The following is a 24,032-nucleotide window of genomic DNA, read 5'->3' on the forward strand; positions in this document are numbered from 1 at the left end:
GGCCCTGCGGGGCCCGTGTCCTCAAGGGCCCCGTTCGCCCGGGGCCGGGGCTCGCGCCGGTCATCGGGCCGGCGTGACCAGGGGGTTGGCGATGGTGACGTAGACGGACTGGGTGTCGACCGGGCCGACGAGCTCGTCGAGCCCTCGCAGCCTGGTCAGCATGTTGGCCTTGCAGCGCAGGGTGGGCGCTTCGAGGAGGCGGGCGGGCAGGGACGAGCGGGTGGCGACCGGGCCGGCGGCGGCTTCCCTGAGGAAGCGGCGCAGGGCTGCCAGCAGGAGCTGTTCGTCGGCCAGGCGCTGCGCGCCGAACGCCCCGACCAGGCCGAGGATGTTGTTGATGCCGAGGTAGTAGGTGAACCTCTCGTCGGTGACCTCGTCGGAGACGAAGGTGTCGCTCCCGGCGCCGATCCCGGGCAGCCGCCGGTCGAGGGCGTCCCGGTGGGAGGCGCGGAAGTAGTAGCCCTGGTTGTCGCGGTAGCGGCCGCCGACGGGCCAGCCGTCCCGGTCGAGGAGGACGAGGGTGTTCTGCTGGTGGGCCTCCAGGGCGATGCCTGCCTCCCCGTCCAGCCAGAGCACGGGGCGGACGACCGCGTCCAGATAGCGCAGGAACCACTCCGCGGAGACGGCGCCCGCGGGGCGGCCGGTCAGGTGGGCGAGGCGGGCCACGATGTGCGCGAGGCGGGAGCGCATGGGGAGGGCTTCGGCGAGCTCCCCGGGGTGTTCGTGCGCGGTGGCGGGCCAGGGGCGGGGTGAGACGAGCCCCGCGAGGCAGACGGCGTCGTCGCCGGGGCCGAAGGGGTTGTGCCGGATGACGGTGTCGAGGCCGCTCAGCGGCGTGCCGTCGGGGGCGTCGGCCGCGAGCCAGGCGGGGTCGCGGACGACGTCGAAGCCGAGGCCGCCGGGGCAGGCGGCGCGCCACTGCTCGGCGAGGCCGCTGCGCAGCAGGCGGTGCACTTCGACGCCGCGGTGCAGTTCCTTACGGAGGTTCTCGCGGCGGGAGTTGGTGATGCGCAGGCCGAGGGAGAGCTTGAGCATCGCGGGCGAGCCGGGCCGGTGCACGGTCCGCACGGAGGAGGTGGCGTACCAGGGCGTGCCGAGGGGGCCGAGGTCGTGGAGCAGGCCGGTGTCCAGGAGCGCCTCGACGTCGGGGCGGCTGCGGACGTCGTGGGCCTGCCAGGGGTGCAGCGGCAGCGCCACCGTGTCCTGGGGCAGGCGCAGCTCCGGGCCGGCGAGCCGGGCGGCGAGGGTGGCGGCGTCGACGGGCCGGCCCCGTTCGGTCCACGCCGAGTCCGTGGCGAGGAGGGAGCGGTGGACGGCCAGCCAGTGGAGCGGGAAGGCGCCGCGCAGCTCCGGGGAGTAGGCGCGGGCCTCGGTGTCGCTGAGGCCTTCGCGGCTCTTGGGCGTGGGGTGGAGGGGGTGGCCGAGGAGCAGGGACTGCTCGGCGTAGAGGAAGAGCTCTCCTCCGCCGGGGTCGGCGGGGCGGGCGCGCCGGTCGGTGAGAAAGACGGTGGTGCGGCGTGCGGAGTCCGCCACGCGGGAGACGAGGTCGGTGGTTTCTCCCGTGGCGGGGCAGCCGGCGCGGGCGGCGCGGTGGGCGGCCTCCCGGCCGAGGAGTGCGGCCAGGGTGACGGCGTCGACGGCGGGGGCGTCTTCGGGGCCGTCCACGAGGGCGGGGCGGCCGAGGCGGTGCCAGCCGGTGGCCGACCAGTAGGTCACGGGGACGCGCAGGGCCGTTCCGCTCGCGGTGAGCGGCAGGTGCAGCGTGGGCCCGCTCGGGCGCGGGACGCCGGTCTCGCGGATCCAGCAGCGCAGCAGGTTCTCCGCGGCGGCGGCGTCCGCGGCGATGCCCGGGTCGGGGTGCTCCAGCGGGTCGGCGGCGCCCGGGGGGCCGGGGTCGGGGATCTCGCCGCGGGGGGCGCCACCCTGGCGGGGGACGGCGGAGACCACCGCGGGCGCGTGGGGGGAGGGTGCACGCCCTTGAGCGGCCTCATGCGCCTGGGCCGGATGCACCTGGGCCGGCTCATGCCGCTGGGGGGACGGTGTGCGCTCCCGGGGCGCGGCCGGGGCGGAGCCCGGGGCGGACGGTTCGCGTTCTTGGCCGGCGGTGGAGGCACCGGTCCCGGTGGATGCGTTCATACGGTGTACGGCGTGCATGTCACGGCGTCAGGCCGGGGATGCGGCGCCTGCCTCCTTCGGCGTGCTCGGGGCGGGGATACCGGCGGTACCAGGGATGCGCGAACCGGGCCGGCAGGCCGCGGCGACGGCGTCGGAGAGCCGGTCGAGGACCGCCTCGGCCTGCTCGTCGGTGATGGTCAGCGGTGGCAGGAGGCGGACGACGCAGGAGTGGCGGCCGCCCAGCTCGACGATGAGGCCGCGGCGGAGGCACTCCTGCTGGACGGCCACGGCCCGCGCGGGTGAGGCGGGCAGCGGGCCTTCGACGCCGGGCCCGTACCCCGTACCGGGCTGTGGGGCGGCCGGCGAGCTGATCCGCGTACCGCAATCCGGTCCGTGGCCTCCCTCCGGTCCGGTCGCGTCTCCGGCTCCCCTTCCGCCCTCGGCAAAGGCCCCGGCTCCCTGCTCCGGATCGACGAACTCGATGCCGATCATCAGCCCGGCCCCGCGCACCTCACCGATGCATTCGTACTCCCCCGCCAGCCGCCTCAGCCGGTCCAGCATGCGCCCGCCGAGCGTGGCGGCCCGCGCGGCCAGGCCGTTCTCCCTGACGTACCGGAGCGTCGCCGCTCCGGCGGCCATCGCGAGCTGATTGCCGCGGAACGTGCCCGCGTGGTCGCCCGGCTGCCAGACGTCGAGGTCGTCGAGGTAGACGATGACGGCGAGCGGGAGGCTGCCGCCGATCGCCTTGGACAGGACCATCACGTCGGGCTCGATGCCGCTGTGCCCGACGGCCCAGAACGCCCCCGTGCGGCCCACTCCGGTCTGCACCTCGTCGGCGATGAGGGGGATGGAGCGCGCCTCGGTCAGCTCGCGCATCCGGCGCAGCCAGCCGTCCGGCGCGGGGAGCACGCCGCCCTCGCCCTGCACGGGTTCGACGATCATCCCGGCCGGCCGGCGTACGCCGCTCTTGGGGTCGTCCAGGAGGCTCTCGGTCCAGCGGGCGGCGAGCCGCGCGCCGTGCTCCCCGCCGATGCCGTACGGGCAGCGGTAGTCCTGCGGATAGGGCAGCCGGGTCACGCGGACACCCGATGCCCCGCCGGAGGCGGCGAGCGCCCCTTCCGTCATGCCGTGGTAGGCGCCGGTGAAGGCCAGCAGGCCGTCACGGCCCGTCGCGGTGCGGACGAGCTTGAAGGCGGCCTCGACGGCGTCGGTGCCGGCCGGGCTGCAGAACTGGATCCGGCCCGACGCGGCCAGCCCCCGGGGCAGCGTGGCGAACAGCTCGTCCGTGAAGGCGTCCTTGACCGGAGTGGCCAGGTCGAGCACGTGGAGGGGGGCGCCGGAGTCAAGGACGGAGCGGATGGCCTCCAGCACGACCGGGTGATTGTGGCCCAGCGCCAGCGAGCCCGCCCCCGAGAGGCAATCCAGATAGCGGCGGCCGTCGGCACCCTCGATCGTCAGCCCGCGGGCGCGCACCGGCACGATGGGCAGCGACCGGGCGTACGTACGCGCGGCGGATTCGCGGGACGACTGCCGCCGCAGAATGCCTTCGTACGCTGCGGCCGGCGACGCCGCCGGCGGTAGCTGGGTCAGGGCCACGGGCTCCGGCTCCTCCTGCTGCTGAACTTCGGGTGAACGCTGGTCGGCACTCCCCCGTACGTACCAACGACGCCGCGCGCCACGGATCACGGCCCACCGTCAAGATCCTTGCGGCGCGGAACCGAGGACCCGCCCGAACCCGTCTCCCACCTCACCGGCATAGTGGGGCCCTGCCTCCCCCGCTGGGGCGGTGCATGACAACTCCACACCGTGGTTCGCGCATTGCGGACACGTCCGACAGATCGATCAGGGGGAACCCACTCCATGCCATCCATCCGCAGGCCGGCGCTGGCCGCGGCCGCTCTGACGGCCGCGCTGGCGCTGACCGCCACCGCGTGCGGCCCGTCCGACGACGAGGCGGCGGGGAACAAGCCCGGTGCGGCCGCCTCGCAGAAGGGCGACGAGGGCCTCGAGCTGCCCAAAAACCTTCCCAGTTCCCTGAAGGACCTGGAGAAGTGGAAGAACGGCGCCTGGAAGAACTGGGACAAGGAGCAGTGGCTGCGCGAAGCCCGCGACTTCGTCAACCCGATCATCAAGGACCACTGGAAGCCGGACACGATGAAGGGCGCCCGGCCGAGCGACAAGACGCTCGCCACGCAGGGCGCTCCGGGCACGGCGCCGGGCGCCTCCGGTGACCAGGGCGTGACCGACCCCGAGCCGCGGCCGGTGCAGGCGAAGTCGGTCAACGTGCCGTACCACAACAACGCGGCCCCGGTCGGCAAGGTGTTCTTCGACAGCCCCGAGGGCCACATGGTCTGCTCGGCGACGGTCGTCAAGGACCCGGCGCATCCGGGCAAGTCCAACATGGTGTGGACCGCGGGCCACTGCGTGCACGCCGGCCAGAAGGGCGGCTGGTACCGCAACATCGCCTTCGTGCCGTCGTACAACGACAAGGGCCTTCCGGGCGCCCAGGTCAACAGCGCTCCGGTGCAGGACGTCGCCCCGTACGGCGTGTGGTGGGCGGACTGGGCGCAGACCTCCGCCCAGTGGATCAAGCAGGGTGCCGAGACCGGTGGCGCGGGCGCCCCGTACGACTTCTCCGTGCTGCACGTGAAGCCCGAGGCGGGCTCCGGCAAGTCGCTGGAGGAGACGGTCGGCAACGCCCTCACGGTCGACTTCAACGCCCCGCAGGTGAAGTCCATCCCGTCCATGGGTGCCTGGGGCTACCCGGCGGCCGCGCCCTTCGACGGCCAGAAGATGTACGACTGCGTCGACCGGCCGAGCCGGCTGACGATCGAGCCGTCGCAGCCGACGATGTACCGCATCGGCTGCACGATGACCGGTGGTTCGTCCGGTGGCGGCTGGTTCGCCAAGGGCGCCGACGGCAAGGTGGTGCTGGTTTCCAACACCTCGATCGGCCCGGCCAACAGCACCTGGCTGGCCGGACCGCACCTGGGCCCGGAGGCGCAGGGCGTCTACAACGCCATCAGCCAGAAGTTCGCCAAGCGGTGACGTCGCAGTAGCGGCGCCGTAGCGGCCGAAGGCCCCGCTCCCCGGAATCCCGGGGAGCGGGGCCTTCGCACTGCACAAGTACTTGCGCGCTGCCCTGGGCCTCAGGCCGCGGGCACGTACCGCTGGAGCTCCGCGGCGAGCTCCTCGTGCACCCGCGCCTTCAGCAGCGTGCCCTCCGGGGTGTGCTCCTCGGAGATCACCTCGCCGTCGGCGTGCGCCCGTGCGACGAGCGAGCCGTGGGTGTACGGCACGAGCGCCTCGATCTCCACGGCGGGGCGCGGCAGCTCGCGGTCGATCAGGGCCAGGAGCTCGTCGATGCCCTCGCCGCTGCGGGCCGACACCGCGATCGAGTGCTTCTCGATCCGCAGCAGCCGCTGGAGGACCAGCGGGTCCGCGGCATCCGCCTTGTTGATCACGACGATCTCGGGCACGTTTGTGGCGCCGACGTCGCGGATCACCTCGCGCACGGCGGCCAGCTGCTCCTCCGGCGCCGGGTGGGCGCCGTCCACCACGTGCAGGATGAGGTCGGAGTCGCCGACCTCCTCCATGGTGGAGCGGAAGGCCTCGACGAGGTGGTGCGGCAGGTGCCGGACGAAGCCGACGGTGTCGGCGAGGGTGTAGACGCGGCCGGAGGGCGTCTCGGCCCGGCGCACGGTCGGGTCCAGGGTGGCGAACAGGGCGTTCTCCACCAGGACGCCGGCGCCGGTGAGCCGGTTGAGCAGGGAGGACTTGCCGGCGTTGGTGTAGCCCGCAATGGCGACCGACGGGACCTTGTTCCGCCGGCGCTCCTGGCGCTTGATGTCGCGGCCGGTCTTCATCTCCGCGATCTCCCGGCGCATCTTCGCCATCTTCTCGCGGATCCGCCGGCGGTCGGTCTCGATCTTGGTCTCACCGGGGCCGCGGGTGGCCATGCCGCCTCCGGAGGAGCCGGAGCCGCCACCGCCCATCTGCCGGGACAGCGACTGGCCCCAGCCGCGCAGCCGCGGCAGCATGTACTGCATCTGGGCGAGCGAGACCTGCGCCTTGCCCTCCCGGGACTTGGCGTGCTGGGCGAAGATGTCGAGGATCAGGGCCGTGCGGTCGACGACCTTGACCTTGACGACGTCCTCCAGCTGGATGAGCTGGCCGGGGCTGAGCTCACCGTCGCAGACGACGGTGTCGGCACCGGACTCCAGGACGATGTCCCGCAGCTCCTGGGCCTTGCCGGAGCCGATGTACGTGGCCGGGTCCGGCTTGTCGCGGCGCTGGGTGACGCCGTCGAGCACCAGGGCGCCCGCGGTCTCGGCGAGGGCGGCGAGCTCCGCGAGGGAGTTGTCCGCGTCCTGCACCGTGCCGGACGTCCAGACGCCGACCAGCACCACGCGCTCCAGGCGCAGCTGCCGGTACTCGACCTCGGTGACGTCCTCCAGCTCGGTGGAGAGGCCGGCGACGCGCCGCAGGGCGGCCCGCTCGGAGCGGTCGTACTGCTCGCCGTCGCGCTCCCCGTCGATCTCGTGGCTCCAGGCGACGTCCTCTTCCATCAGGGCGTCGGCCCGAAGGCTCTCCGGGAGGCTCTGCCGGTCCTGGGGAAGGGAAGAAGAGGAGGTCATTTGATCCTTTGCATCGTTGGGAGGTGGCGGCCCCCTGTGCAGCGGCCGCACCGTCGACAACGCGCGAGCGGCCCCGGGGATTCCCGCGGCCGGCGGCCCCGCCGACCCGTCGATGGTCCCACGGCGCCGCCGGAGCGTCACGCGGGTTTCGGCGCGGTCTTCGGCCCTGCCTTGGGTGTCGCCTTCGGCGCCGCCTTCGCCGCCGTCTTCCAGTCGGGGTGGCCGGGCATGGGCGGGGTCTTCGTGCCGTACAGCCAGTCCTGGAGGAATTCCCTCAGGTCCTGGCCGGAGACCTGGGAGGCGAGGGCGGTGAAGTCGGCCGTGGTGGCGCTCTCGTCCCGGTGGACATTGATCCACTCGCGCTGGAGGCGGTCGAAGGCCGCCGTCCCGATCTTCTGCCGCAGCGCGTAGAGCACGAGCGCGCCCCCGTCGTAGACACCGGGCCGGAAGATGCTGATCCGCCGGCCGGGCTCGGGCGGCTTCGGCTGGGCGGGCGGCCCGCCGTCAGTGCGCCAGGCGGCGGACTGCTCGTAGGCGGTGCGCATCCGGGCGTCGAGCGTGCGGCCGCCCTTCTGCTCGGCGTACAGGGCCTCGTACCAGGTGGCGTGTCCCTCGTTGAGCCAGAGGTCGGACCAGCTGGCGGGGCTGACGCTGTCGCCGAACCACTGGTGGGCGAGCTCGTGGACCATGATCGACTCCAGGTACCAGGCGGGGATGTCGTCCCGGATGAACAGGCCGCGCTCGAAGAGGGACAGGGTCTGCGTCTCCAGCTCGAAGCCGGTCGACGCGTCGGCGATCAGCAAGCCGTAGTTCTCGAAGGGATAGGCGCCGACCTTCTTTTCCATCCAGGCGATCTGTTCGGGCGTCTTGGACGCCCACTTCTCCACGCGCTGCCGGTCGGCCGCCGGCACGACGTCCCGTACGAGCAGGCCGTGGGGCCCCGTGCGGCGGACGACGGCGGAGCGGCCGATGGAGACCTGGGCGAGCTCGGTGGCCATGGGGTGCTCGCTGCGGTACGTCCAGGCGGTGTTCGCACCCCGGGCCGTGCGTCCTTCCGGCCGGCCGTTGGCGACGACCGTCAGGTCGCTGGGTGCGGTGACGTGGAAGGTGAACCGGGCCTTGTCGGAGGGGTGGTCGTTGCAGGGGAAGACCCGGTGCCCCGCGTCGGCCTGGTTGGCCATGACCAGCCCGTCCTTCGTACGGATCCAGCCGCCGTCCTTGGGGTCGCGCGGCTCGCTGCTGTGCCGGACGACGACGGTGAAGAGGCCTTCGGCCGGCAGGGCGACGGACGGGGTGACGACGAGGTCCTCCTTGGCGGAGGCGAACTGGGCGGGCAGGCCGTTGACGGTCACCGAGCGGACCGTGCCGCCGGAGAAGTCGAGGTTGAAGTGGTCCAGTCCGGTGGTGGCCCGGGCCGCGATGGTGGTGACGGCGTCGAGCGGCTTGCTGTTGCCGTGGTAGTCAAACTTGATGTCGTAAGCGGCCACGTCGTAGCCGGGGTTGCCGAGGTCCGGGAAGAGCCGGTCGCCGACGCCCTGGGGGTTCGCGGCGGGCGGGGCGGCGGCGCCGACGAGGAGGGCCGTGGCGGCGGCGAGGGCGGCGCGGCGGCGCACGGACCGCCAGGGGATCAGGGCGGGTTTCCCGGGTGAGTGCGGCATGCGTCCATCGCTATCAGCGCGGGGGCCCCGGGGAGCGGCGGCACGCGCCGCCCCACCCGTACGAGCGTGCCCGGAAGGCTGTACGAGCAGCTCCCCGCCCGGGGGAGGAAACCCGTCGCTCCTGCCCGGGCGGCCTTCGCTACGGGCATCAGATGCCCCGCCCGGCTAGAGGTGCGCCGTGGCCACCGGCCGCCCGGCCCGTGCCACGTCGTAGACCCCCGGCACGCGCCGCATGGCGCGCATCAGCTCCGGCAGCCGGTCGGCGTCCGGCAGCTGGAGGGTGTAGGTGTGGCGCACGCGCTGCTCGTGGGGCGGCTCGACGGCCGCCGAGATGACCGCCGCGCCCTCGGCCGCGATGGCCTCCGTGAGGTCGGCCAGGAGGTGCGGCCTGCTGAAGGATTCGGCGCGCAGGGTGACGCGGTAGTCGCAGGAGCCGCCCTCCTCGGGGCTGCTCCACCGGACGCCGACGGGCGCCCGGCCGGAGGTGACCATGCGGTGCACCGCCGGGCACTGCGCCCGGTGCACCGTGACGGCGCCGCCCCGTACGGCGAAGCCGGTGACTTCGTCGGGCGGCACGGGCGTACAGCAGCCCGCCAGGCGGACGCTCGCGGCCGCCAGGTCCGCCCCGTCAGCCGTAACGGCGACGGGCCACCGCGCGGCTGGAGCGGTGGCCCGGGGCGGAGGGCAGGGGCGGCCCGCGGCGAGCGGCACGGGCGGGGCGGCCTCGACTACGGGATGGGTCGCCAGCCAGCGCTCGATGGCGATGCGCGCGGCGGGCGTACGGGCGTGCTCCAGCCAGTCCGGGGAGGGGCCTGAGGCGCTGTCGCGGGACATCAGCAGTTGCAGGGTGTCGCCGTCGCGCAGCACGGTGCTGAGGGTGGCCAGGCGGCCGTTGACGCGGGCGCCGATGCAGCTGTGCCCGCCGTCCCCGTGCTGGGCGTAGGCCGCGTCGACGCAGCTCGACCCGGCGGGCAGGCCGATGGTGCCGCCGTCGGCGCGGAAGACGGTGATCTCACGGTCCAGGGCGAGCTCGTCGCGGAGCGAGGTCCAGAAGGTGTCGGGGTCGGGCGTGGCCTGCTGCCATTGCAGGAGCCGGGAGAGCCATCCGGGCCGGGTGGGGTCGACGCGCTCGCCGTCCGTGGCGTCGGGCGTCTCCGGAGCCGCGTACGGATTGCCCAGGGCGACGACGCCGGCCTCGGCGACCCTGTGCATCTGATGGGTGCGGATGAGGACTTGCGCGGCCTCCCCGCCGGGGCACGCCACCGCCGTGTGGAGCGACTGGTAGAGGTTGAACTTCGGGGTGGCGATGAAGTCCTTGAACTCCGAGATGAAGGGCGTGAAGCAGGTGTGCAGCTCGCCGAGGACGCCGTAGCAGTCGGCGTCCTCGGCGACCAGGACGAGCAGCCTGCCGAGGTCCGAGCCCGTCATCTCGGCGCGCTTGAGGCGCACCCGGTGAACGGAGACGAAGTGGCGCTGCTTGACGAGGACGTCGGCCGCGATGTCCGCCTCGCGCAGGACGGCCCGCACGCGCTCCGCCGTGGCCTCCAGGGTCGCGAGGCCGTCCGCGCGCCCGCGGACGAACTCGCGGGTGCGGGCGTACTCCTCGGGGTGGAGGATCGCGAAGACGAGGTCCTCCAGCTCCGTCTTGAGCGCCTGGACGCCCAGCCGTTCGGCGAGCGGGATCAGGACGTCCCGGGTGACCTTGGCGATGCGGACCTGTTTGTCGGGGCGCATCACGCCGAGCGTGCGCATGTTGTGCAGCCGGTCGGCGAGCTTGATGGACATGACGCGGACGTCGTTGCCGGTGGCCACGAGCATCTTGCGGAAGGTCTCCGGCTCGGCGGCGGCGCCGTAGTCGACCTTCTCCAGCTTGGTGACGCCGTCGACGAGGAAGCGGACCTCTTCGCCGAACTGCCCGCGGACCTGATCCAGGGTCACCTCGGTGTCCTCGACGGTGTCGTGGAGGAGGGAGGCGGTCAGGGTGGTTGTCTCGGCGCCCAGCTCGGCCAGGATGAGCGTGACGGCGAGCGGGTGGGTGATGTACGGCTCGCCGCTCTTGCGGGTCTGGCCGCGGTGGGAGGACTCCGCGAGCAGATAGGCGCGCCGCAGGATGTCGAGGTCCGCGCCCGGGTGGTGGGCGCGGTGCACCTTGGCGACGTGGTCGATGGCGTCCGGCAGCCTGCCGCGCGAGCCCGATCCGCCGAGGGCCGCCCGCCCCAGCCGTCTCAGGTCGAGGCGGGCGCGGCCGCGCCAGCGACCGGGAACGCCTGCGGGCGTGGCGTCTGTGCTCATGGGGGCACCTCCGGCAGCGTCGACCGGCGGTCGGCTGCGCGCCTCCGTACCGGTGCTTGATGCTACCGAGCCCATCACGCGCTGCTCACCCGCTCTCGCCCAGAGTGAAACGGATCACCCATTCGAGCGAGCCACGCCGCAGGGAGTCCTGCGGACGGGCCGGAAAGGAGGTAGTGGCGCCTCAGGCGAGCGCTGCGGCCAGCCAGGACGGGTCGAAGACGCCCTCCGCGACGATCACGGCGGGGCCGGTCATCTCGACCGTGCCGTCGGGCGCCTCGCTGATCACCAGGCGCCCGCCGGGGACGTCCACGGTGTAGGCGACGGGGAGGCCGGTGACGGCGGGGTCGAGGCCGTCCCGGCGGGCGGTCGCTACCATCACGGCGCAGGCGCCCGTGCCGCAGGAGCGGGTCTCGCCGGAGCCGCGCTCGTGGACGCGCATGGCGACGTGCCGCGGGCCGCGGTCGGCCACGAACTCGACGTTGGTGCCGTGGGGGTAGGCCTCGGCCGGGGCGACGCCGGGGGCGGCGTACAGGTTTCCGGCGTCGTCGAGGTGGTCGACGAAGGTGACGGCGTGCGGGTTGCCCATGTTCACGTTGCGGGCGGGGCGGGTGCGGCCGCCGACGGTGACGGTCACCTCGCCCTCGGGGAGCGTGGCCCGCCCCATGCCGACGGTGATCTCGCCGGGCGTGCCGTCGGGCCCGTCCTTGGCGATGTGGGCCTGCCGGATGCCCGCGCGGGTCGCGACGGCCAGGCTGCCGACCTCGACGAGGCCCGCGTGGCGGAGGTAGCGGGCGAAGACGCGGACGCCGTTGCCGCACATCTCGGCGATGCTGCCGTCGCTGTTACGGTAGTCCATGAACCACTCGGCTTCGCCGGCCATGGCGCGCGCCTCGGGGTGGGCCGCGGACCGGACGATCCGGAGCACCCCGTCGGCGCCGATGCCCGCGCGGCGGTCGCACAGGCGGGCGACGGCGGCCGGGGACAGCTCGATGCGGCCGTCGTAGTCCGGGATGATCACGAAGTCGTTCTCGGTGCCGTGGCCCTTGAGGAAGGCGATCTGTGTGGTGCTCACGGTTCGATGGTACGGGGGCGGGCCCGCTGTCTCCCCGGCGAGGCCCTCGGCTCCCCCGGCCTCCCCGGCTTCCCCGGCTTCCCTGCCGGAGCCCCCGGGCGTGCTCACTGGTGCGGCCCGTCTCAGCGCAGGCGCGCCACGCGCCATACGGCGAGGACGACGACGAGGGCGACGACGAGCGCGTACGTGGCGGCGTACCGCCAGTCCGGGCGGCCGCCGGAGCCGGGCGCGGGCATGCCGGGCCAGGTGTAGCCGACCCGGCGGGCGGCCATCACCCCCCAGCCGGCGGCGCAGCAGCTGATGAGCAGGCCGAGCATGGCGACGACCGGTCCTCCGTCGCCGAACTCGAAGGCGAGCGGGAAGGCGAACATCAGCGAGCCGACGGCGGCGAGACCGACGATGGGGGCGAGCTGCCAGATGCGGAGCCGGCGCTGCGGGCGCAGTTCCCGGAACGAGGCGGGCGCGGTGCTGCCGGCGTCTGCCTCGGCCGTCCCGTCGGTGTCCTCGGGGCCGTCCGGTGTCAGCGCTTCCGGCTCGCTCCCGGGCACCGCCGGGAGGTGATCCCTCCGCGGCGGCTGTTGCGGTCTGTCACGAGGGCCGGCCTCCATCGCCACGCGCCCTCCCAACCGGACTTCACGGCTCGATCGAAGCTTGATGATGGCACGCCCGCGCTGGCCGGAATGGCGTGCGTAGCGTCCCGATGCCATCACGTGATCAGGCTGTGACCGCCCGTTCGAGCAACGCCAGCGCGAGCCCGGGCAGTTCCGCCCTGCGGTCGGCCGCTCCGCTCAGCCAGTGGACGCGGCTGTCCTTGCGGAACCACGAGTCCTGGCGGCGCGCGAAGCGCTTGGTGGCCCGTACGGTCTCGGCGCGCGCCTCGTCCTCGGTGCACTCCCCGGCGAGGAAGGCGAGCACCTGCTGGTAGCCCAGGGCACGGGAGGCGGTCAGGCCCCCGCGCAGGCCCTGCCGCTCCAGGTCGCGCACCTCGTCGACGAGCCCGGCCTCCCACATGCGGTCCACGCGCAGGGTGATGCGCTCGTCCAGCTCGGGGCGCTCGACGTCGACGCCGATCTGGAGGGCGTCGTAGACGGGCTCCTCGCCCGGCAGGTTCGCGGTGAAGGGCCGGCCGGTGATCTCGATGACTTCCAGAGCGCGCACGATGCGGCGGCCGTTGCCGGGGAGGATGGCGCGGGCGGCGGCCGGGTCGGCGGCGGCGAGGCGGGCGTGCAGGGCGCCGGGGCCGTGCTCCTCGAGCTCCTCCTCCAGGCGGGCACGGACGGCCGGGTCGGTGCCGGGGAACTCCAGGGCGTCGATGGTGCCCTTGATGTAGAGCCCGGAGCCGCCGACGAGGACGGGGGTGCGGCCCTCGGCCAGGAGCCGGTCGATCTCCGCGCGGGCCAGCCGCTGGTACTCGGCGACGCTCGCGGTCTCGGTCACGTCCCAGATGTCGAGGAGGCGGTGCGGCACGCCCTGCTGTTCCTCCGGGGTCAGCTTGGCGGTGCCGATGTCCATGCCCCGGTACAGCTGCATGGAGTCGGCGTTGACGACCTCCCCGCCCAGGTGCTGGGCGAGGGCGACGCCGAGGTCGGACTTGCCGGCCGCCGTGGGGCCCACGACGGCGATGACCCGCGGGGCGGGAACTGCGTTTTTCACCGGGTTTTTCACTGCATCAGTCTCGCAAACCCCGGCCGCACCCCACGAACGAGCGACGTGACGCGGCGCTGCCGGGTTCGTTGCCTGTTGCGAGGTCCCGGCCGCCGGTTTCACGGGCCGGAGGCGGCTGGTCCACGGATCGGCGCCTCGGCACGCACCGGGCGGCGCGGGGTTTCGCTCACACCAGTAAGGTAATGGAGTAGATATGGGCGTGTTTTCAAGGTTTCGCCGCAAGTCGTCCGAGGCGTCAACCGAAGAGGCGACAGCGACCACTCTGACGGCGGAATCGGCCGACGCCGCCGCGGAGGAGGCCGAGGCCGTCGCGTCGGAGGAGTCCGGCGAGGCCAGTGCCGAGGCTCAGGCCGCGGAGGGGGTCGAGATCCCCAAGCAGCAGTCGGCGGAGAAGGCCGTGGACAGCGAGGCCGGTGAGGGCGCCCGTAAGTAGCTCTTGAACCAGAAAGACGAGGGAAGGCGCCATGGGCCTGCTGGACACTCTCAAGGCCAAGCTCGCTCCTGCGAAGGACAAGATCGGCGGCCTCGCGCAGCAGCACGGGGACAAGATCGAGCAGGGGCTGGAGAAGGCCGCCAAGGTGGTCGACGAGAAGACCAAGGGCAAGTACAGCAGCCAGATCCGGACGGGCACCGGCAAGGCCAAGGACGCCATCGAGCGGCTCGCCGAGAAGGAGCACGGCAAGGAAGGCGGCTCCTCCGGCGGCCAGGCCTCCTGAGGGGCGCCGGGCGGTCCCGGCCCATTGACCTCGTCGGCGACGGGGCGCGGAGCACCGGCTCCGCGCCCCGTCGCTGTGTCCGGGCTCGGCTCGCGGTCCCGGCAGGGTACGAGAACCTTTGAGGGGCTGTACGGGCCTCTCGCGGCCGTTCGGCCGCGCAAGGAAGGCCGGTGTCTGTTCCGGCGGCTAGCCCGTCAGGGGCGGCCTGAGGCCCTTCAGGAGAGCCGCGCCGGGTCTACGACCACGTCGCCACGAAGTAGCCCACCCCGTAGGGCGCCTCGTCGTACAGCAGCTGTCCCTTGAGTCCCGCGCCCTCGCCAGCCCCGGCGAGCACCTGCCACGGGGCGCGGCCCGCGGCCTTGAGCTCCTGGGCGAGTGCGGTGTCGAGCGCGGCCAGGGCCGCGGTGTCGGCGGCGCCCAGCGCCCGTGCCGCCTCCGCGTCGAAGTCCGCGGCGCGCTCGTCCAGGTAGCCCGGCGCCTTGAGCGTGCGGCAGGCGCTGCCGTCGCCCATCACCAGCAGGGCGGTCCGCCCGCCGGCTCCGGCCAGCTCGCGGCCGGTCGCGAGGCAGCGCTCGGACTCCAGCGGCTCCCCGACGCCCAGGCCCTCGACGGGTGCGACCGCCCAGCGCGTACGGTCCAGCAGCCAGGCGGCGACCGCCAGGGACTGCGGGAGCTCCCGGTCGTCCGCGGGCGCGCCCTGCCCCAGGCGGACGTCGAGGTCCACGCCGAGGCCTCGGAACGAGCCGCGCGCGCCCTGCGGGTGCGGTCCCCGGCCGGCCAGGGGCGCGGGGCCGAGGACGACGAGGCGGTCGGGCCGGGCGGCGGCGAGGACGCCCACCGCGTCGAGGCACGCGGCCCGCAGGCCGTCCAGCTCGGGTGCGGCCCCGGCGGCGACCTCAGGGACGAGCAGCGGCGGGCAGGGGCATACGGCAGCGGCGACGAGCATGGCGGGAACGATACGCCCGCCGTGCCGCCGCGCGCAGTCACGGCCCGGGTGGTGGCCCCGGGCCGCGGTGCTGCTGTTCTGCGATCGAGTGGGTCAGCCGCAGGTGTCGCCGCACCCGGTGGCGGCCGGGGCCGGGCTGGGCGCCGGAGCGCCGATGGTCGGGATGCCCAGCATCACGCCGGCCGGCTTGGCGGCGGCAGCGGCGTTGCGCTTCTCCCACGCATCGCCCGCGCGCGTACGGCGCACGGCCTTGGCGGTGCCCTCGGCGAGCAGGTGGTGCGGGGCGGCGTAGGTGATCTCGACGGTCACCACGTCGCCCGGGCGGACGTCCTCGTCCGGCTTGGTGAAGTGCACCAGGCGGTTGTCGGGGGCACGGCCCGAGAGGCGCTGCGTGGTGCCGTCCTTGCGGCCCTCGCCCTCGGCGACCATGACGTCCAGGACGCGGCCGACCTGCTTCTTGTTCTCCTCCCAGGAGATCTCCTCCTGGAGGGCGACCAGGCGCTCGTAGCGCGCCTGCACGACCTCCTTGGGGATCTGCCCGTCCATGGTCGCCGCCGGGGTGCCGGGGCGCTTGGAGTACTGGAAGGTGAAGGCGTTCGCGAAGCGGGCCTCGCGCACCACGTGCATCGTCTGCTCGAAGTCCTCCTCGGTCTCGCCGGGGAAGCCCACGATGATGTCGGTGGAGATGGCGGCGTCCGGCATGGCGGCGCGCACCTTCTCGATGATGCCCAGGAAGCGCTCCTGGCGGTACGAGCGGCGCATCGCCTTAAGGACGGTGTCCGAGCCGGACTGGAGCGGCATGTGGAGCTGGTGCATCACGTTCGGCGTCTCGGCCATGGCGGCGATCACGTCGTCGGTGAAGTCGCGCGGGTGCGGCGAGGTGAAGCGGACCCGCTCCAGGCCCTCGATCTTCCCGCAGGCGCGCAGCAGCTTGGAGAACGCCTCGCGGTCGCCGATGTCGGAGCCGTAGGCGTTGACGTTCTGGCCGAGCAGGGTGATCTCGCTGACGCCCTCGGCGACGAGCGCCTCGATCTCGGCGAGGATGTCGCCCGTGCGGCGGTCCTTCTCCTTGCCGCGCAGCGCCGGGACGATGCAGAACGTACAGGTGTTGTTGCAGCCGACGGAGATGGACACCCACGCCGCGTAGGCGCTCTCGCGCCGCGTCGGCAGCGTCGAGGGGAAGGCCTCCAGGGACTCCGCGATCTCGACCTGGGCCTCTTCCTGGACGCGGGCGCGCTCCAGCAGCACCGGCAGTTTGCCGATGTTGTGCGTGCCGAAGACGACGTCGACCCAGGGGGCCCGCTTGACGATCGTGTCGCGGTCCTTCTGGGCGAGGCAGCCGCCGACGGCGATCTGCATGCCCGGCCGCTTCGTCTTCATGGGAGCCAGCCGGCCGAGGTTGCCGTAGAGCTTGTTGTCGGCGTTCTCCCGGACCGCGCAGGTGTTGAAGACGACGACGTCGGCGTCGCCCTCCTCGGCGCCCTCGGGGGCGCGGACGTAGCCCGCGTCCTCCAGCAGGCCGGACAGCCGCTCGGAGTCATGGACGTTCATCTGGCACCCGTAGGTGCGGACCTCGTAGCTTCGAGTAACGCCCACTTCGTCCACTGCTCCGGTCCGGTCACTGCTGCTGGTCATTCCTCCAGGGTAAGGGGGACCGGGGGAAGGACCTGCCGGGGCCTCGGGCCGGGTCAGGGAGGTCGACCCCAGGGAGATCGTCGTCGAGGACGCCGGTCTTCGCGATTTCGCGGCTTCCCCTATGTCGTCAGCGCGAAGATCGCAGCGAAGAGACCTATCGACAGCAAGGCCACAAGCAGGCACACGGCCAGCATGAGCCAGCCGGCTATCAGCCCCGCCAGTGCAATCCAGCGGCCTTCCCCGCCCAGGCGGCGAGCTCTCCACCGGCCCACGTGTCCTGTGATGACGGCCCCGAGCGCACACACGAGGGAGAACGGAATGAACAGGTGAGGGAAGAGGTACCAGCTGCCCACAGCGGCCACGCTCGCGAAAGCACAGATCGCACTGAGCCCGGCTGCCTGGTTTCGGTTTCCGTCCTGCTGCCCCGCTCCCTCGGACACCGGCCGGACACTTTCACCCCTGCTCATCCCATCCCCTGACTGTGACACCACCGGAAAATCCGGATGCTACCCGTCCGTCTTCTGCGCCCCCCGGAGCGAGGGAACGTCTGCACAGTCGATGAGGCGCTGCGGCCCCGCCGGATCTCCGGCGGGGCCGCAGCCGCTCCCCGGCTCAGCCGAGGTCGCTGCGGTACCAGTTCCAGCTGGTGGAGTTCTTGTTGTCCCAGACCCTCACCGGCCGGGAGATCGCGTCGTCACGACCGTCGAAGGTGTGCAGTGCCACCTCGTTCTTCCCGTCCTTGTCCTGACCGTTGTTGTAGAGGACGCCCAGGTCGGCCTTGCCGTCGCCGTTGAAGTCACCGGCTACGAGCTTGCTGCGGTCGGCATTCCAGCTGCCGGTGGTGGTGTCGTTGTTGTCCCATGCCCGCTTGGGAGCGTTGATGCCGTCGGCCCGGCCGTAAGCGATGTGGAAAGCCGTACGGAAGTCACCGGTCTTGTCCCTGCCCTCGTCATAGAGAATGCCGAGGTCGGCCTTGCCATCACCGTTGAAGTCGCCCGCGACGGGCTTACTGCGCTCCCAGGTCCAGCTACCGGTGGTGCGGTCATTGTTGTCCCAGACCCGCTTCGGCCGGGTGATCGCGTCAGCGGTGCCGTATCCGATGTGGAAGGCGGTACGGAAATCGCCCGTGTTGTCCTTACCCTCGTCGTAAAGGATGCCGAGATCGGCCTTTCCGTCACCGTTGAAGTCACCGGCTACGGGCTTGCTGCGCTCCCAGTTCCAGCTGCCGGTCGTCCGGTCATTGTTGTCCCAGACCCGCTTCGGGCCCCGGATCCCGCCGTCGTACGAGTACAGAATGTGGAAGGCCGTGTGGTTCATGTTGTCGTCGCCCTGGCCCTCGTTGTAGAGGATGCCGACGTCCGCCTTGCCGTCGCCGTTGAAGTCGCCGGCGACCGGCTTGCTGCGCTCCCAGGTCCAGCTGCCCGTGGTCCGGTCGTTGTTGTCCCAGACCTTGGCCGGCGCCTTGAACGACTTGCCGTCGCTGATGAACTCGTACAGCGAGGTGCGGAAGTCGCCGGTTTCGTCCCGTCCGTCGTTGTACAGGACCGCGACGTCCGTCTTCCCGTCGCCGTTGAAGTCCCCGACGGTCATCTTGCTGCGGTCGGCGTTCCAGCTTCCGACGTCGGAGGCTTCGTTGTCCCACGCCTTGATGGGCGCGTCGAAGCCGTGGCCGTTGCTGGTGAACTTGTACAGCGTGGTCATGTTCTTGCCCGCGCTGGACCTGCCATTGTTGTAGAGGACGGCAATATCGGCCTTGCCGTCGCCGTCGAAGTCGCCGGTGGTGGTGCTGGGGACCGCCTTGTTGGCGACGAAGAAGCCGGAGGGGGCGGACATCGGGCCGTCCTTGCCGGCAGCGTTCTTGGCCCGGACCGTCAGCGTGTGGGGGCCGTCCGACAGCTCGGTGGTGTCCAGCGACGCGGAGTACTGGGTGCCGGGGCTGGCGACGGACTCCATCAGCCGGCCGTCGACGTAGAACTCCACGCCTGTGGGGGTGCCGACATTCTCGGACACCGAGGCGGTGAGGGAGACCTGGCCGCTCAGGATCGCCTGGTCCGCCGGACCGGTCACGCCGGCTACGGCGGGACTGGCACTGGTGTCCTCGGCTCCCGGCTCGGGAGTGACGGGGCCGTCGACTATGTTGTCGTAGCGGTAGGCCCGGTAGCCATCGGTGGGGTGGCCCGAGAGCCAGGAGTCGTTGAAGTTCCCCACATAGCGCTGAGTGACCACTCTGCGCCCGCTCTCGGAGTAGTAATAGAACGTCTGGGCCGACTTGTTGATCCAGCCGGCAAAGATGATGACGTGGCTCTGCGAGTTGTTGAGGATGTCGCCGGGCTTCAGGTCGGACGTGCTGATCCGGGTCGTGACGTCGCGCAGGGACCAGGTGGTACGGCTCTGGTTGAGCATCCAGGCCATGGAGACATAGCCCGAGCAGTCCTGGCGGTACCAGCCGCCCGTCGCCTCGTCCTTGTACCAGCTGTAGGGCGAGCTGAGCCCGTTCTCGCTGTACGGAACTCTGTTGGTGGCCCAGTCTCTCGCCCGGTCCAGCACCTGTTGCCGCGTGACGCGGCTTCCTGCGGCGGCACCGTGTCCGAGAGTGCCGGTCGAGACCACCGGCATCCCGTCGGACTGCCGGGACTCGGCCTGTGCCGTCCCGGTGGCCAGGGCGGCCGACGCTATCGCGGTCACGAGGAGCAGGGACGCGCCACGGCGGGCGGATTGCTTCAGAAGCATGGGTGTCTCCAGACACGTCGAAGAGCCGAAGAAAGGAACAGCGCAGGTGAGGGGAAGCCCCCGCAGAGAGGGGGCTTACGCGGCCGCACGGGCGGTGCAGTGTCGCGCGGTGAGTGCCTGCATTACCTTGACGAAACGCATCGCGAAGTTGTGACCGCGGAGACGAAATTGATCTGGGTTGGTCTGGAAAAACCGAAGCCCCCGCCGTGCGGTTAGCGCGGCTTGGGGCTTCGGTTGGCGCACAAACGCCGGACGACAGGTGTTACGCGGTCGCATCGTCCGCCGCCTGCGCCATGTCAGGCCAGGTCGCTGCGGTACCACCGCCAGGAGCTGAACGTACGGCTGCCCCACGACTCGACCGGCGGGGAGACCGCTTGGGCACGGCCGGCGAAGGTGAACAGCTTGACTTCGCCCTTACCGTCGGGGTTCTCGCCGCTGTTGTAGAGGACACCCAGGTCCGCCTTGCCATCACCGTCGAAGTCACCAGCGGTCAGTTTGGCGGAGTCGGCGTTCCAGCTGCCGGTGGTGGTGTCGTTGTTGTCCCATGCCCGCTTGGGAGCATTGATGCCGTCGGCCCGGCCGTAGGCGATGTGGAAGGCAGTACGGAAGTCGCCGGTCTTGTCCTTACCCTCGTCATAGAGGATGCCGAGGTCGGCCTTGCCGTCACCGTTGAAGTCACCGGCTACGGGCTTGCTGCGCTCCCAGGTCCAGCTGCCGGTCGTCCGGTCGTTGTTGTCCCAGACCCGCTTCGGCCGGGTGATCGCGTCAGCGGTGCCGTAGCCGATGTGGAAGGCGGTACGGAAATCGCCCGTGTTGTCCTTACCCTCGTCGTAAAGGATGCCGAGATCGGCCTTGCCATCGCCGTTGAAGTCGCCCGCGACAGGCTTGCTGCGCTCCCAGCTCCAAGACCCGGTGGTGCGGTCGTTGTTGTCCCACGCCCGCTTCGGCTCCCGGACCCCCTTGGCCGTTGCGTAGGCGATGTGGAAGGCGGTGCGGAAATCGCCGGTGTCGTCCTTGCCTTCGTTGTACAGGATGCCGACGTCGGCCTTGCCATCGCCGTTGAAGTCACCGGCAACCGGCTTGGACCGCCTCCAGTCCCAGGACTGGGTGCTCCTCCACTGCTTCACCGGCTTGTCGAAGCCGGAGCCGTTGCTGGTGAAGGTCCACAGGGCGGTGCGGTTGTACTTGGCTTCGTCCTGGCCCTCGTTGTAGAGGACGCCGATGTCGGTTCTGCCGTCGCCGTTGAAGTCTCCGGCGGTCACCTTGGAGTTGGCCCAGTCCCACGAGCCGGTCCCGGCCTCGAGGTTGTCCCACACCTTCACCGGCGTGGCGAACGTGCCCCGGCCCGTGCTCAGCAGCGTCCACAGCGCGGTGTGATTGTCCTTGCCCTCCCGGTCGTAGCCGTAGAGGATCGCGATGTCGGCCTTGCCGTCGCCGTTGAAGTCACCGGTGGCCTGCCCCGCTGTGCCCCGGTTGGCGACGAAGAAGGAGACGCCCGAGGATGTCGGCCCGGTCTGGCCGGCGTCGTTGACCGCGCGGGCGGTCACGGTGTGCGGCCCTTCCGCCAGGGTCGTGGTGTCCAGGCTCAGGCTGAACGAGGGCCCGGACCCGGAAGCCGTACCGACGGCGTCGCCGTCCACCAGGAAGGTCGTCCCGGCCGGCTTCCCTTCCTCCTCGGTCACGGACGCGGACAGCGTGACCGTACCGCTCAGGACGCCACGGTCCTCCGGGCCCGTGACACGGGCGACGGGCGGGGTGGAGCGCGGGTACGGGTCGACGCCATCGTTGACCAGGCCCTCCCGTCGAGCGCAGCTGCCCCACTGGCTCGCCCCGGAACCCCGGAGGATTCTTTCCGCGACGGTGATCTGCTCCTTTTTGGACGCCTTGTGCGGATACTCGGCGAACTCCCGCCCGTTGTAGGCGTCCCAGGTGGGCTTCATGATCTGGAGGCCGCCGTAGTAGGGGCCGTCGGGGTTGATGACGGTCCAGTCGCCCGTGCTCTCGCACTGGGCCATCCGCTCCCACATCGCCAGGGAGGCGGCGGAGGCGGGAGGGGCTGAGGCGAGAAGCGCGGCGGGGGCGAGGCAGGAGACGAGGGCAGCCGTAAGAGCGAGACGCACGGCGCCGCGGGGTCTTTTGCGGTGATGAAGCATGGATGTCTCCAGACGCGTCGCAGCAAGGAAGGGTGATGGTGACGGGGAACCTCGCAGGCGGGAGGGCGTACGGCGACCGCACGAGCGGTGCGGTGCCGTGCCGCATGGTCAATGCCTGCACATCACTGACGAATCGCGTCGCGAAGTTGTGACCGCGGAGACGTAGCGAGGGCCCTGACACGTGGGACGGCGCGTGCCAAGGCTCGGCGGTCAGCCCGGTGTGCTTCCTCCGGCGGTTTGGTGGGCTGCTGCCCCCGGCGTCGCGTACCGGTGTGAACCGTTATGCCGTTCCTCTCCCGTAGGCCGCCGGGGCCTGGCAGGATCCGGCCATGCTTCCCCGTTCCCTGCGTCCCGGCGGACGCCGTGCCGCTCGTACGGCCGCTCTGGGCGCCGTGGTGCTCGCTCTGCTGGTGTGGTGGCTGTGGTCCGTGCACGGTGACACGTCGCCGGCCGGGCGGATGACGTTCGCGACCGGGGTGCCGACCGGCGTGTACGCGAAGTACGGGGACCTCCTCAAGGAGGACCTGGCACAGGACATGCCCTCCCTGGACGTACGGCTGCGGCGCAGCCAGGGGTCGATCGACAACCTGCGGCAGCTCACGTCCGGCGAGGCGGACTTCACTCTGGCCACCGCCGACTCGGTCGCCACGTACCGCGACGAGGGGAAGCCGGGCGCCGGGAGCCTGCGCGCGTGTGCCCGGCTGTACGACGACTACATCCAGCTGGTGGTGGAGAAGGGCTCGTCCGTGCAGTCGGCGCGGGACCTGCGGGGCCTGCGGGTGGGGGTGGGGACGGATGACTCGGGGGTGCAGCTGATCACGCGGCGCCTGCTGAAGGCGGCGGGGCTCGACTTCGACAAGGACATCACGCCGGTGCGCGTCGGCATCGACAAGATGCCGGGGCTGCTGGAGCGGGGGCAGCTGGACGCGTTCTTCTGGTCGGGCGGGCTGCCCACGAACGCCGTCCAGTCGCTCGGTCTGCGGCTGTCCATCCGCCTGGTGCAGCTGGGTGATCTAATCGAGCCGCTGCACGCCCAGGGGCCGCAGACGCGCTATTACAGGGCTGCGGTGATGCCCGTGGACGCGTACCCGGAGCTGCGGGCGTCCCAGGCGGTGAAGACACTGGCGGTCGCGAACCTGCTCGTCACCATGGACCACGCGGACGCGGACCTGGCGGAGAGCGTCACGCGGTCGGTGATGAACAGCAGGGACCGCATAGGGCAGAAGGTGCACGCCGCGCAGAAGGTGGACCTCCGTACGGCGATCTTCACCGACCCCCTCCAGCTGCACGTGGGGGCGCGCCGCTACTACGCGTCGGTGAAGCCCTGAATCCCCACGCCCGGCAAGTCCCCACGCCCTGAAGGACAGAACAAGGACGGAACAGGGCGGAATAGTCCCGCCACGGCCGAGGCTTAGCCGATCATGAATGAGATTCTCGTGACGGGCGCGACCGGCAATGTCGGCCGGCAAGTTGTTCTTCAACTCCTGGCCGGCGGCACCGCCGTGCGCGCGCTGGCGCGTACCCCCGACTCAGCCGGGCTGCCGGACGGCGTCGATGTCGTAGGCGGGGACCTGTCCGAGCCGGACACGCTGGAGCGGGCACTGACCGGGATCAGTACGGTGTTCCTGATATGGCCCTTCCTGACGACCGAGGGCGCCCCCGCCGTGCTGGAGGCGATCGAGCGGCACCCCCGCCGCATCGTCTACCTCTCCTCGTCAGGCGTGAACGAGGACGCCGAACGGCAGACCGACCCGATCAACCAGCTCCACGCCGACATGGAGCGCCTGATCGAGGAGTCCAGCGCGGAGTGGACCGTCCTGCGGTCGGACACCATCGCCTCCAACGCGCGAGGGTGGGCCGGGCAGATCCGCACCACGCGCGTCGTTCGCGGTCCCGGCATCGCGGCCACGGCGGTGATCCACGAAGCCGACGTCGCGGCCGTGGCGGTACGTGCGCTCACCGATGACGGGCATGCGGGCGCGAAGCACATCCTCACCGGCCCGCAGGTGCTGAGCAGGGCCGAGCAGGTCCACGCGATCGGGGAGGCCGCCGGCCGCCCGGCGCGCTTCGAAGCGGTCCCCTTGGAGGTCGCACGACAGCAGATGCTCGCGGACGGCAGGCCGCCCGCCCTCGTCGAGGCCCTGCTGGCTGCCGCAACCCGGCCTGAATCGGACTTGATCACCTCCACGGTGGAAGAGATCACGGGAGCGCCCGCGCGTACGTTCCGCTCGTGGGCGGAGGAGCACGCGGACACCTTCCGCTAGGCAGTGTCTGGTGGCTCTTTGATGAGGTCGCGGAGCCAGATGACGATGGCGGCGGTGGCCAGGGTGCCGTGGAAGATGTAGTCGCGCTTGTCGAAGCGGGTCGCGACTGCCCGGTGCTGTTTCAGTTTGCTGACGCAGCGTTCCACTGT

General features: G+C 71.7%; 17 protein-coding genes and 1 pseudogene. 5 read left to right on the top strand and 13 right to left on the bottom strand.

Annotation, left to right across the window (positions count from 1 at the left end; genetic code table 11):
- Positions 1-60 precede the first annotated feature (60 nt).
- Together D7231_RS15500 and D7231_RS15505 are read right to left on the bottom strand one after the other, a co-directional pair.
- A complete protein-coding gene (locus D7231_RS15500) occupies positions 61-1,947 on the bottom strand; it encodes an IucA/IucC family protein (protein ID WP_422396717.1) in 1,887 nt (628 codons plus the stop codon).
- Between the two features lie 216 nt (positions 1,948-2,163).
- Positions 2,164-3,711: a diaminobutyrate--2-oxoglutarate transaminase family protein gene (locus tag D7231_RS15505; RefSeq protein ID WP_120755992.1), complete on the bottom strand. Its 1,548-nt coding sequence runs from the start codon at positions 3,709-3,711 to the stop codon at positions 2,164-2,166.
- A 264-nt stretch (positions 3,712-3,975) separates the two neighbouring features.
- Between D7231_RS15505 and D7231_RS15510 the strand changes: the two genes are divergently transcribed.
- Positions 3,976-5,163 (top strand): trypsin-like serine peptidase, encoded by a 1,188-nt coding sequence (locus tag D7231_RS15510; protein WP_120755993.1) that lies wholly within the window; start codon positions 3,976-3,978, stop codon positions 5,161-5,163.
- A gap of 101 nt (positions 5,164-5,264) precedes the next feature.
- Here the strand turns inward: D7231_RS15510 and hflX are convergent, their stop codons facing one another.
- From hflX to miaA, 6 genes are all read right to left on the bottom strand, one after another.
- A complete protein-coding gene (gene hflX / locus D7231_RS15515; RefSeq protein WP_120755994.1) occupies positions 5,265-6,752 on the bottom strand; it encodes a GTPase HflX in 1,488 nt (495 codons plus the stop codon).
- A 137-nt stretch (positions 6,753-6,889) separates the two neighbouring features.
- A complete protein-coding gene (locus tag D7231_RS15520; protein ID WP_228774364.1) occupies positions 6,890-8,410 on the bottom strand; it encodes a M1 family metallopeptidase in 1,521 nt (506 codons plus the stop codon).
- Positions 8,411-8,575: 165 nt separating this feature from the next.
- Positions 8,576-10,702, bottom strand: a complete 2,127-nt coding sequence (locus D7231_RS15525; protein WP_120755995.1) for a RelA/SpoT family protein — start codon at positions 10,700-10,702, stop codon at positions 8,576-8,578.
- A gap of 181 nt (positions 10,703-10,883) precedes the next feature.
- Entirely contained in the window at positions 10,884-11,774 is an 891-nt protein-coding gene (gene dapF, locus D7231_RS15530) for a diaminopimelate epimerase (RefSeq protein WP_241999724.1), read from the bottom strand.
- A gap of 122 nt (positions 11,775-11,896) precedes the next feature.
- On the bottom strand, positions 11,897-12,382 hold the full coding sequence (locus D7231_RS15535) for a hypothetical protein (protein WP_120755997.1): 486 nt from the start codon (positions 12,380-12,382) through the stop codon (positions 11,897-11,899).
- 106 nt (positions 12,383-12,488) lie between these two features.
- Positions 12,489-13,427 carry a tRNA (adenosine(37)-N6)-dimethylallyltransferase MiaA gene (miaA, locus tag D7231_RS15540; RefSeq protein ID WP_120755998.1) on the bottom strand — a complete coding sequence of 313 codons (939 nt, stop codon included), beginning with the start codon at positions 13,425-13,427 and terminating at the stop codon, positions 12,489-12,491.
- A 205-nt stretch (positions 13,428-13,632) separates the two neighbouring features.
- On the opposite strand from miaA, the gene D7231_RS15545 reads away from it, so the two are divergent.
- Positions 13,633-13,872 (top strand): hypothetical protein, encoded by a 240-nt coding sequence (locus D7231_RS15545; protein WP_120755999.1) that lies wholly within the window; start codon positions 13,633-13,635, stop codon positions 13,870-13,872.
- A 31-nt stretch (positions 13,873-13,903) separates the two neighbouring features.
- Positions 13,904-14,155 carry an antitoxin gene (locus D7231_RS15550; protein ID WP_120756000.1) on the top strand — a complete coding sequence of 84 codons (252 nt, stop codon included), beginning with the start codon at positions 13,904-13,906 and terminating at the stop codon, positions 14,153-14,155.
- Between the two features lie 235 nt (positions 14,156-14,390).
- Here the strand turns inward: D7231_RS15550 and D7231_RS15555 are convergent, their stop codons facing one another.
- The 4 genes from D7231_RS15555 to D7231_RS15575 form a co-directional block, all read right to left on the bottom strand.
- Positions 14,391-15,101, bottom strand: a complete 711-nt coding sequence (locus tag D7231_RS15555; protein WP_120756001.1) for a class III extradiol dioxygenase subunit B-like domain-containing protein — start codon at positions 15,099-15,101, stop codon at positions 14,391-14,393.
- A gap of 93 nt (positions 15,102-15,194) precedes the next feature.
- On the bottom strand, positions 15,195-16,736 hold the full coding sequence (gene miaB, locus D7231_RS15560; RefSeq protein ID WP_194960201.1) for a tRNA (N6-isopentenyl adenosine(37)-C2)-methylthiotransferase MiaB: 1,542 nt from the start codon (positions 16,734-16,736) through the stop codon (positions 15,195-15,197).
- 612 nt (positions 16,737-17,348) lie between these two features.
- Positions 17,349-19,466: an FG-GAP-like repeat-containing protein gene (locus D7231_RS15570; RefSeq protein WP_120756003.1), complete on the bottom strand. Its 2,118-nt coding sequence runs from the start codon at positions 19,464-19,466 to the stop codon at positions 17,349-17,351.
- A gap of 296 nt (positions 19,467-19,762) precedes the next feature.
- On the bottom strand, positions 19,763-21,586 hold the full coding sequence (locus D7231_RS15575; protein ID WP_241999725.1) for an FG-GAP-like repeat-containing protein: 1,824 nt from the start codon (positions 21,584-21,586) through the stop codon (positions 19,763-19,765).
- Positions 21,587-21,948: 362 nt separating this feature from the next.
- Between D7231_RS15575 and D7231_RS15580 the strand changes: the two genes are divergently transcribed.
- Together D7231_RS15580 and D7231_RS15585 are read left to right on the top strand one after the other, a co-directional pair.
- Positions 21,949-22,947 carry a TAXI family TRAP transporter solute-binding subunit gene (locus D7231_RS15580; protein WP_120756005.1) on the top strand — a complete coding sequence of 333 codons (999 nt, stop codon included), beginning with the start codon at positions 21,949-21,951 and terminating at the stop codon, positions 22,945-22,947.
- Positions 22,948-23,040: 93 nt separating this feature from the next.
- The gene (locus tag D7231_RS15585; RefSeq protein ID WP_120756006.1) at positions 23,041-23,883 is read left to right on the top strand and encodes an NAD(P)H-binding protein; all 843 of its coding nucleotides are present in this window, start codon (positions 23,041-23,043) and stop codon (positions 23,881-23,883) included.
- Here D7231_RS15585 and D7231_RS37520 read toward each other — a convergent pair.
- Positions 23,880-24,032, bottom strand: a pseudogene (locus tag D7231_RS37520) (IS5/IS1182 family transposase); the annotation flags it as partial. The gene D7231_RS15585 and the pseudogene D7231_RS37520 sit on opposite strands and share 4 nt — an antisense overlap.

The sequence above is a fragment of the Streptomyces klenkii genome, assembly GCF_003626645.1.
Lineage (GTDB): Bacteria > Actinomycetota > Actinomycetes > Streptomycetales > Streptomycetaceae > Streptomyces > Streptomyces klenkii.

Coding starts and splice junctions, on each gene's coding strand:
- D7231_RS15510 (WP_120755993.1), top strand. CDS start 3,976: ATGCCATCCATCCGCAGGCCGGCGCTGGCCGCGGCCGCTCTGACGGCC.
- hflX (WP_120755994.1), bottom strand. CDS start 6,752: ATGACCTCCTCTTCTTCCCTTCCCCAGGACCGGCAGAGCCTCCCGGAG.
- D7231_RS15520 (WP_228774364.1), bottom strand. CDS start 8,410: ATGCCGCACTCACCCGGGAAACCCGCCCTGATCCCCTGGCGGTCCGTG.
- D7231_RS15525 (WP_120755995.1), bottom strand. CDS start 10,702: ATGAGCACAGACGCCACGCCCGCAGGCGTTCCCGGTCGCTGGCGCGGC.
- D7231_RS15535 (WP_120755997.1), bottom strand. CDS start 12,382: ATGGAGGCCGGCCCTCGTGACAGACCGCAACAGCCGCCGCGGAGGGAT.
- D7231_RS15545 (WP_120755999.1), top strand. CDS start 13,633: ATGGGCGTGTTTTCAAGGTTTCGCCGCAAGTCGTCCGAGGCGTCAACC.
- D7231_RS15550 (WP_120756000.1), top strand. CDS start 13,904: ATGGGCCTGCTGGACACTCTCAAGGCCAAGCTCGCTCCTGCGAAGGAC.
- D7231_RS15555 (WP_120756001.1), bottom strand. CDS start 15,101: ATGCTCGTCGCCGCTGCCGTATGCCCCTGCCCGCCGCTGCTCGTCCCT.
- miaB (WP_194960201.1), bottom strand. CDS start 16,736: ATGACCAGCAGCAGTGACCGGACCGGAGCAGTGGACGAAGTGGGCGTT.
- D7231_RS15570 (WP_120756003.1), bottom strand. CDS start 19,466: ATGCTTCTGAAGCAATCCGCCCGCCGTGGCGCGTCCCTGCTCCTCGTG.
- D7231_RS15580 (WP_120756005.1), top strand. CDS start 21,949: ATGCTTCCCCGTTCCCTGCGTCCCGGCGGACGCCGTGCCGCTCGTACG.
- D7231_RS15585 (WP_120756006.1), top strand. CDS start 23,041: ATGAATGAGATTCTCGTGACGGGCGCGACCGGCAATGTCGGCCGGCAA.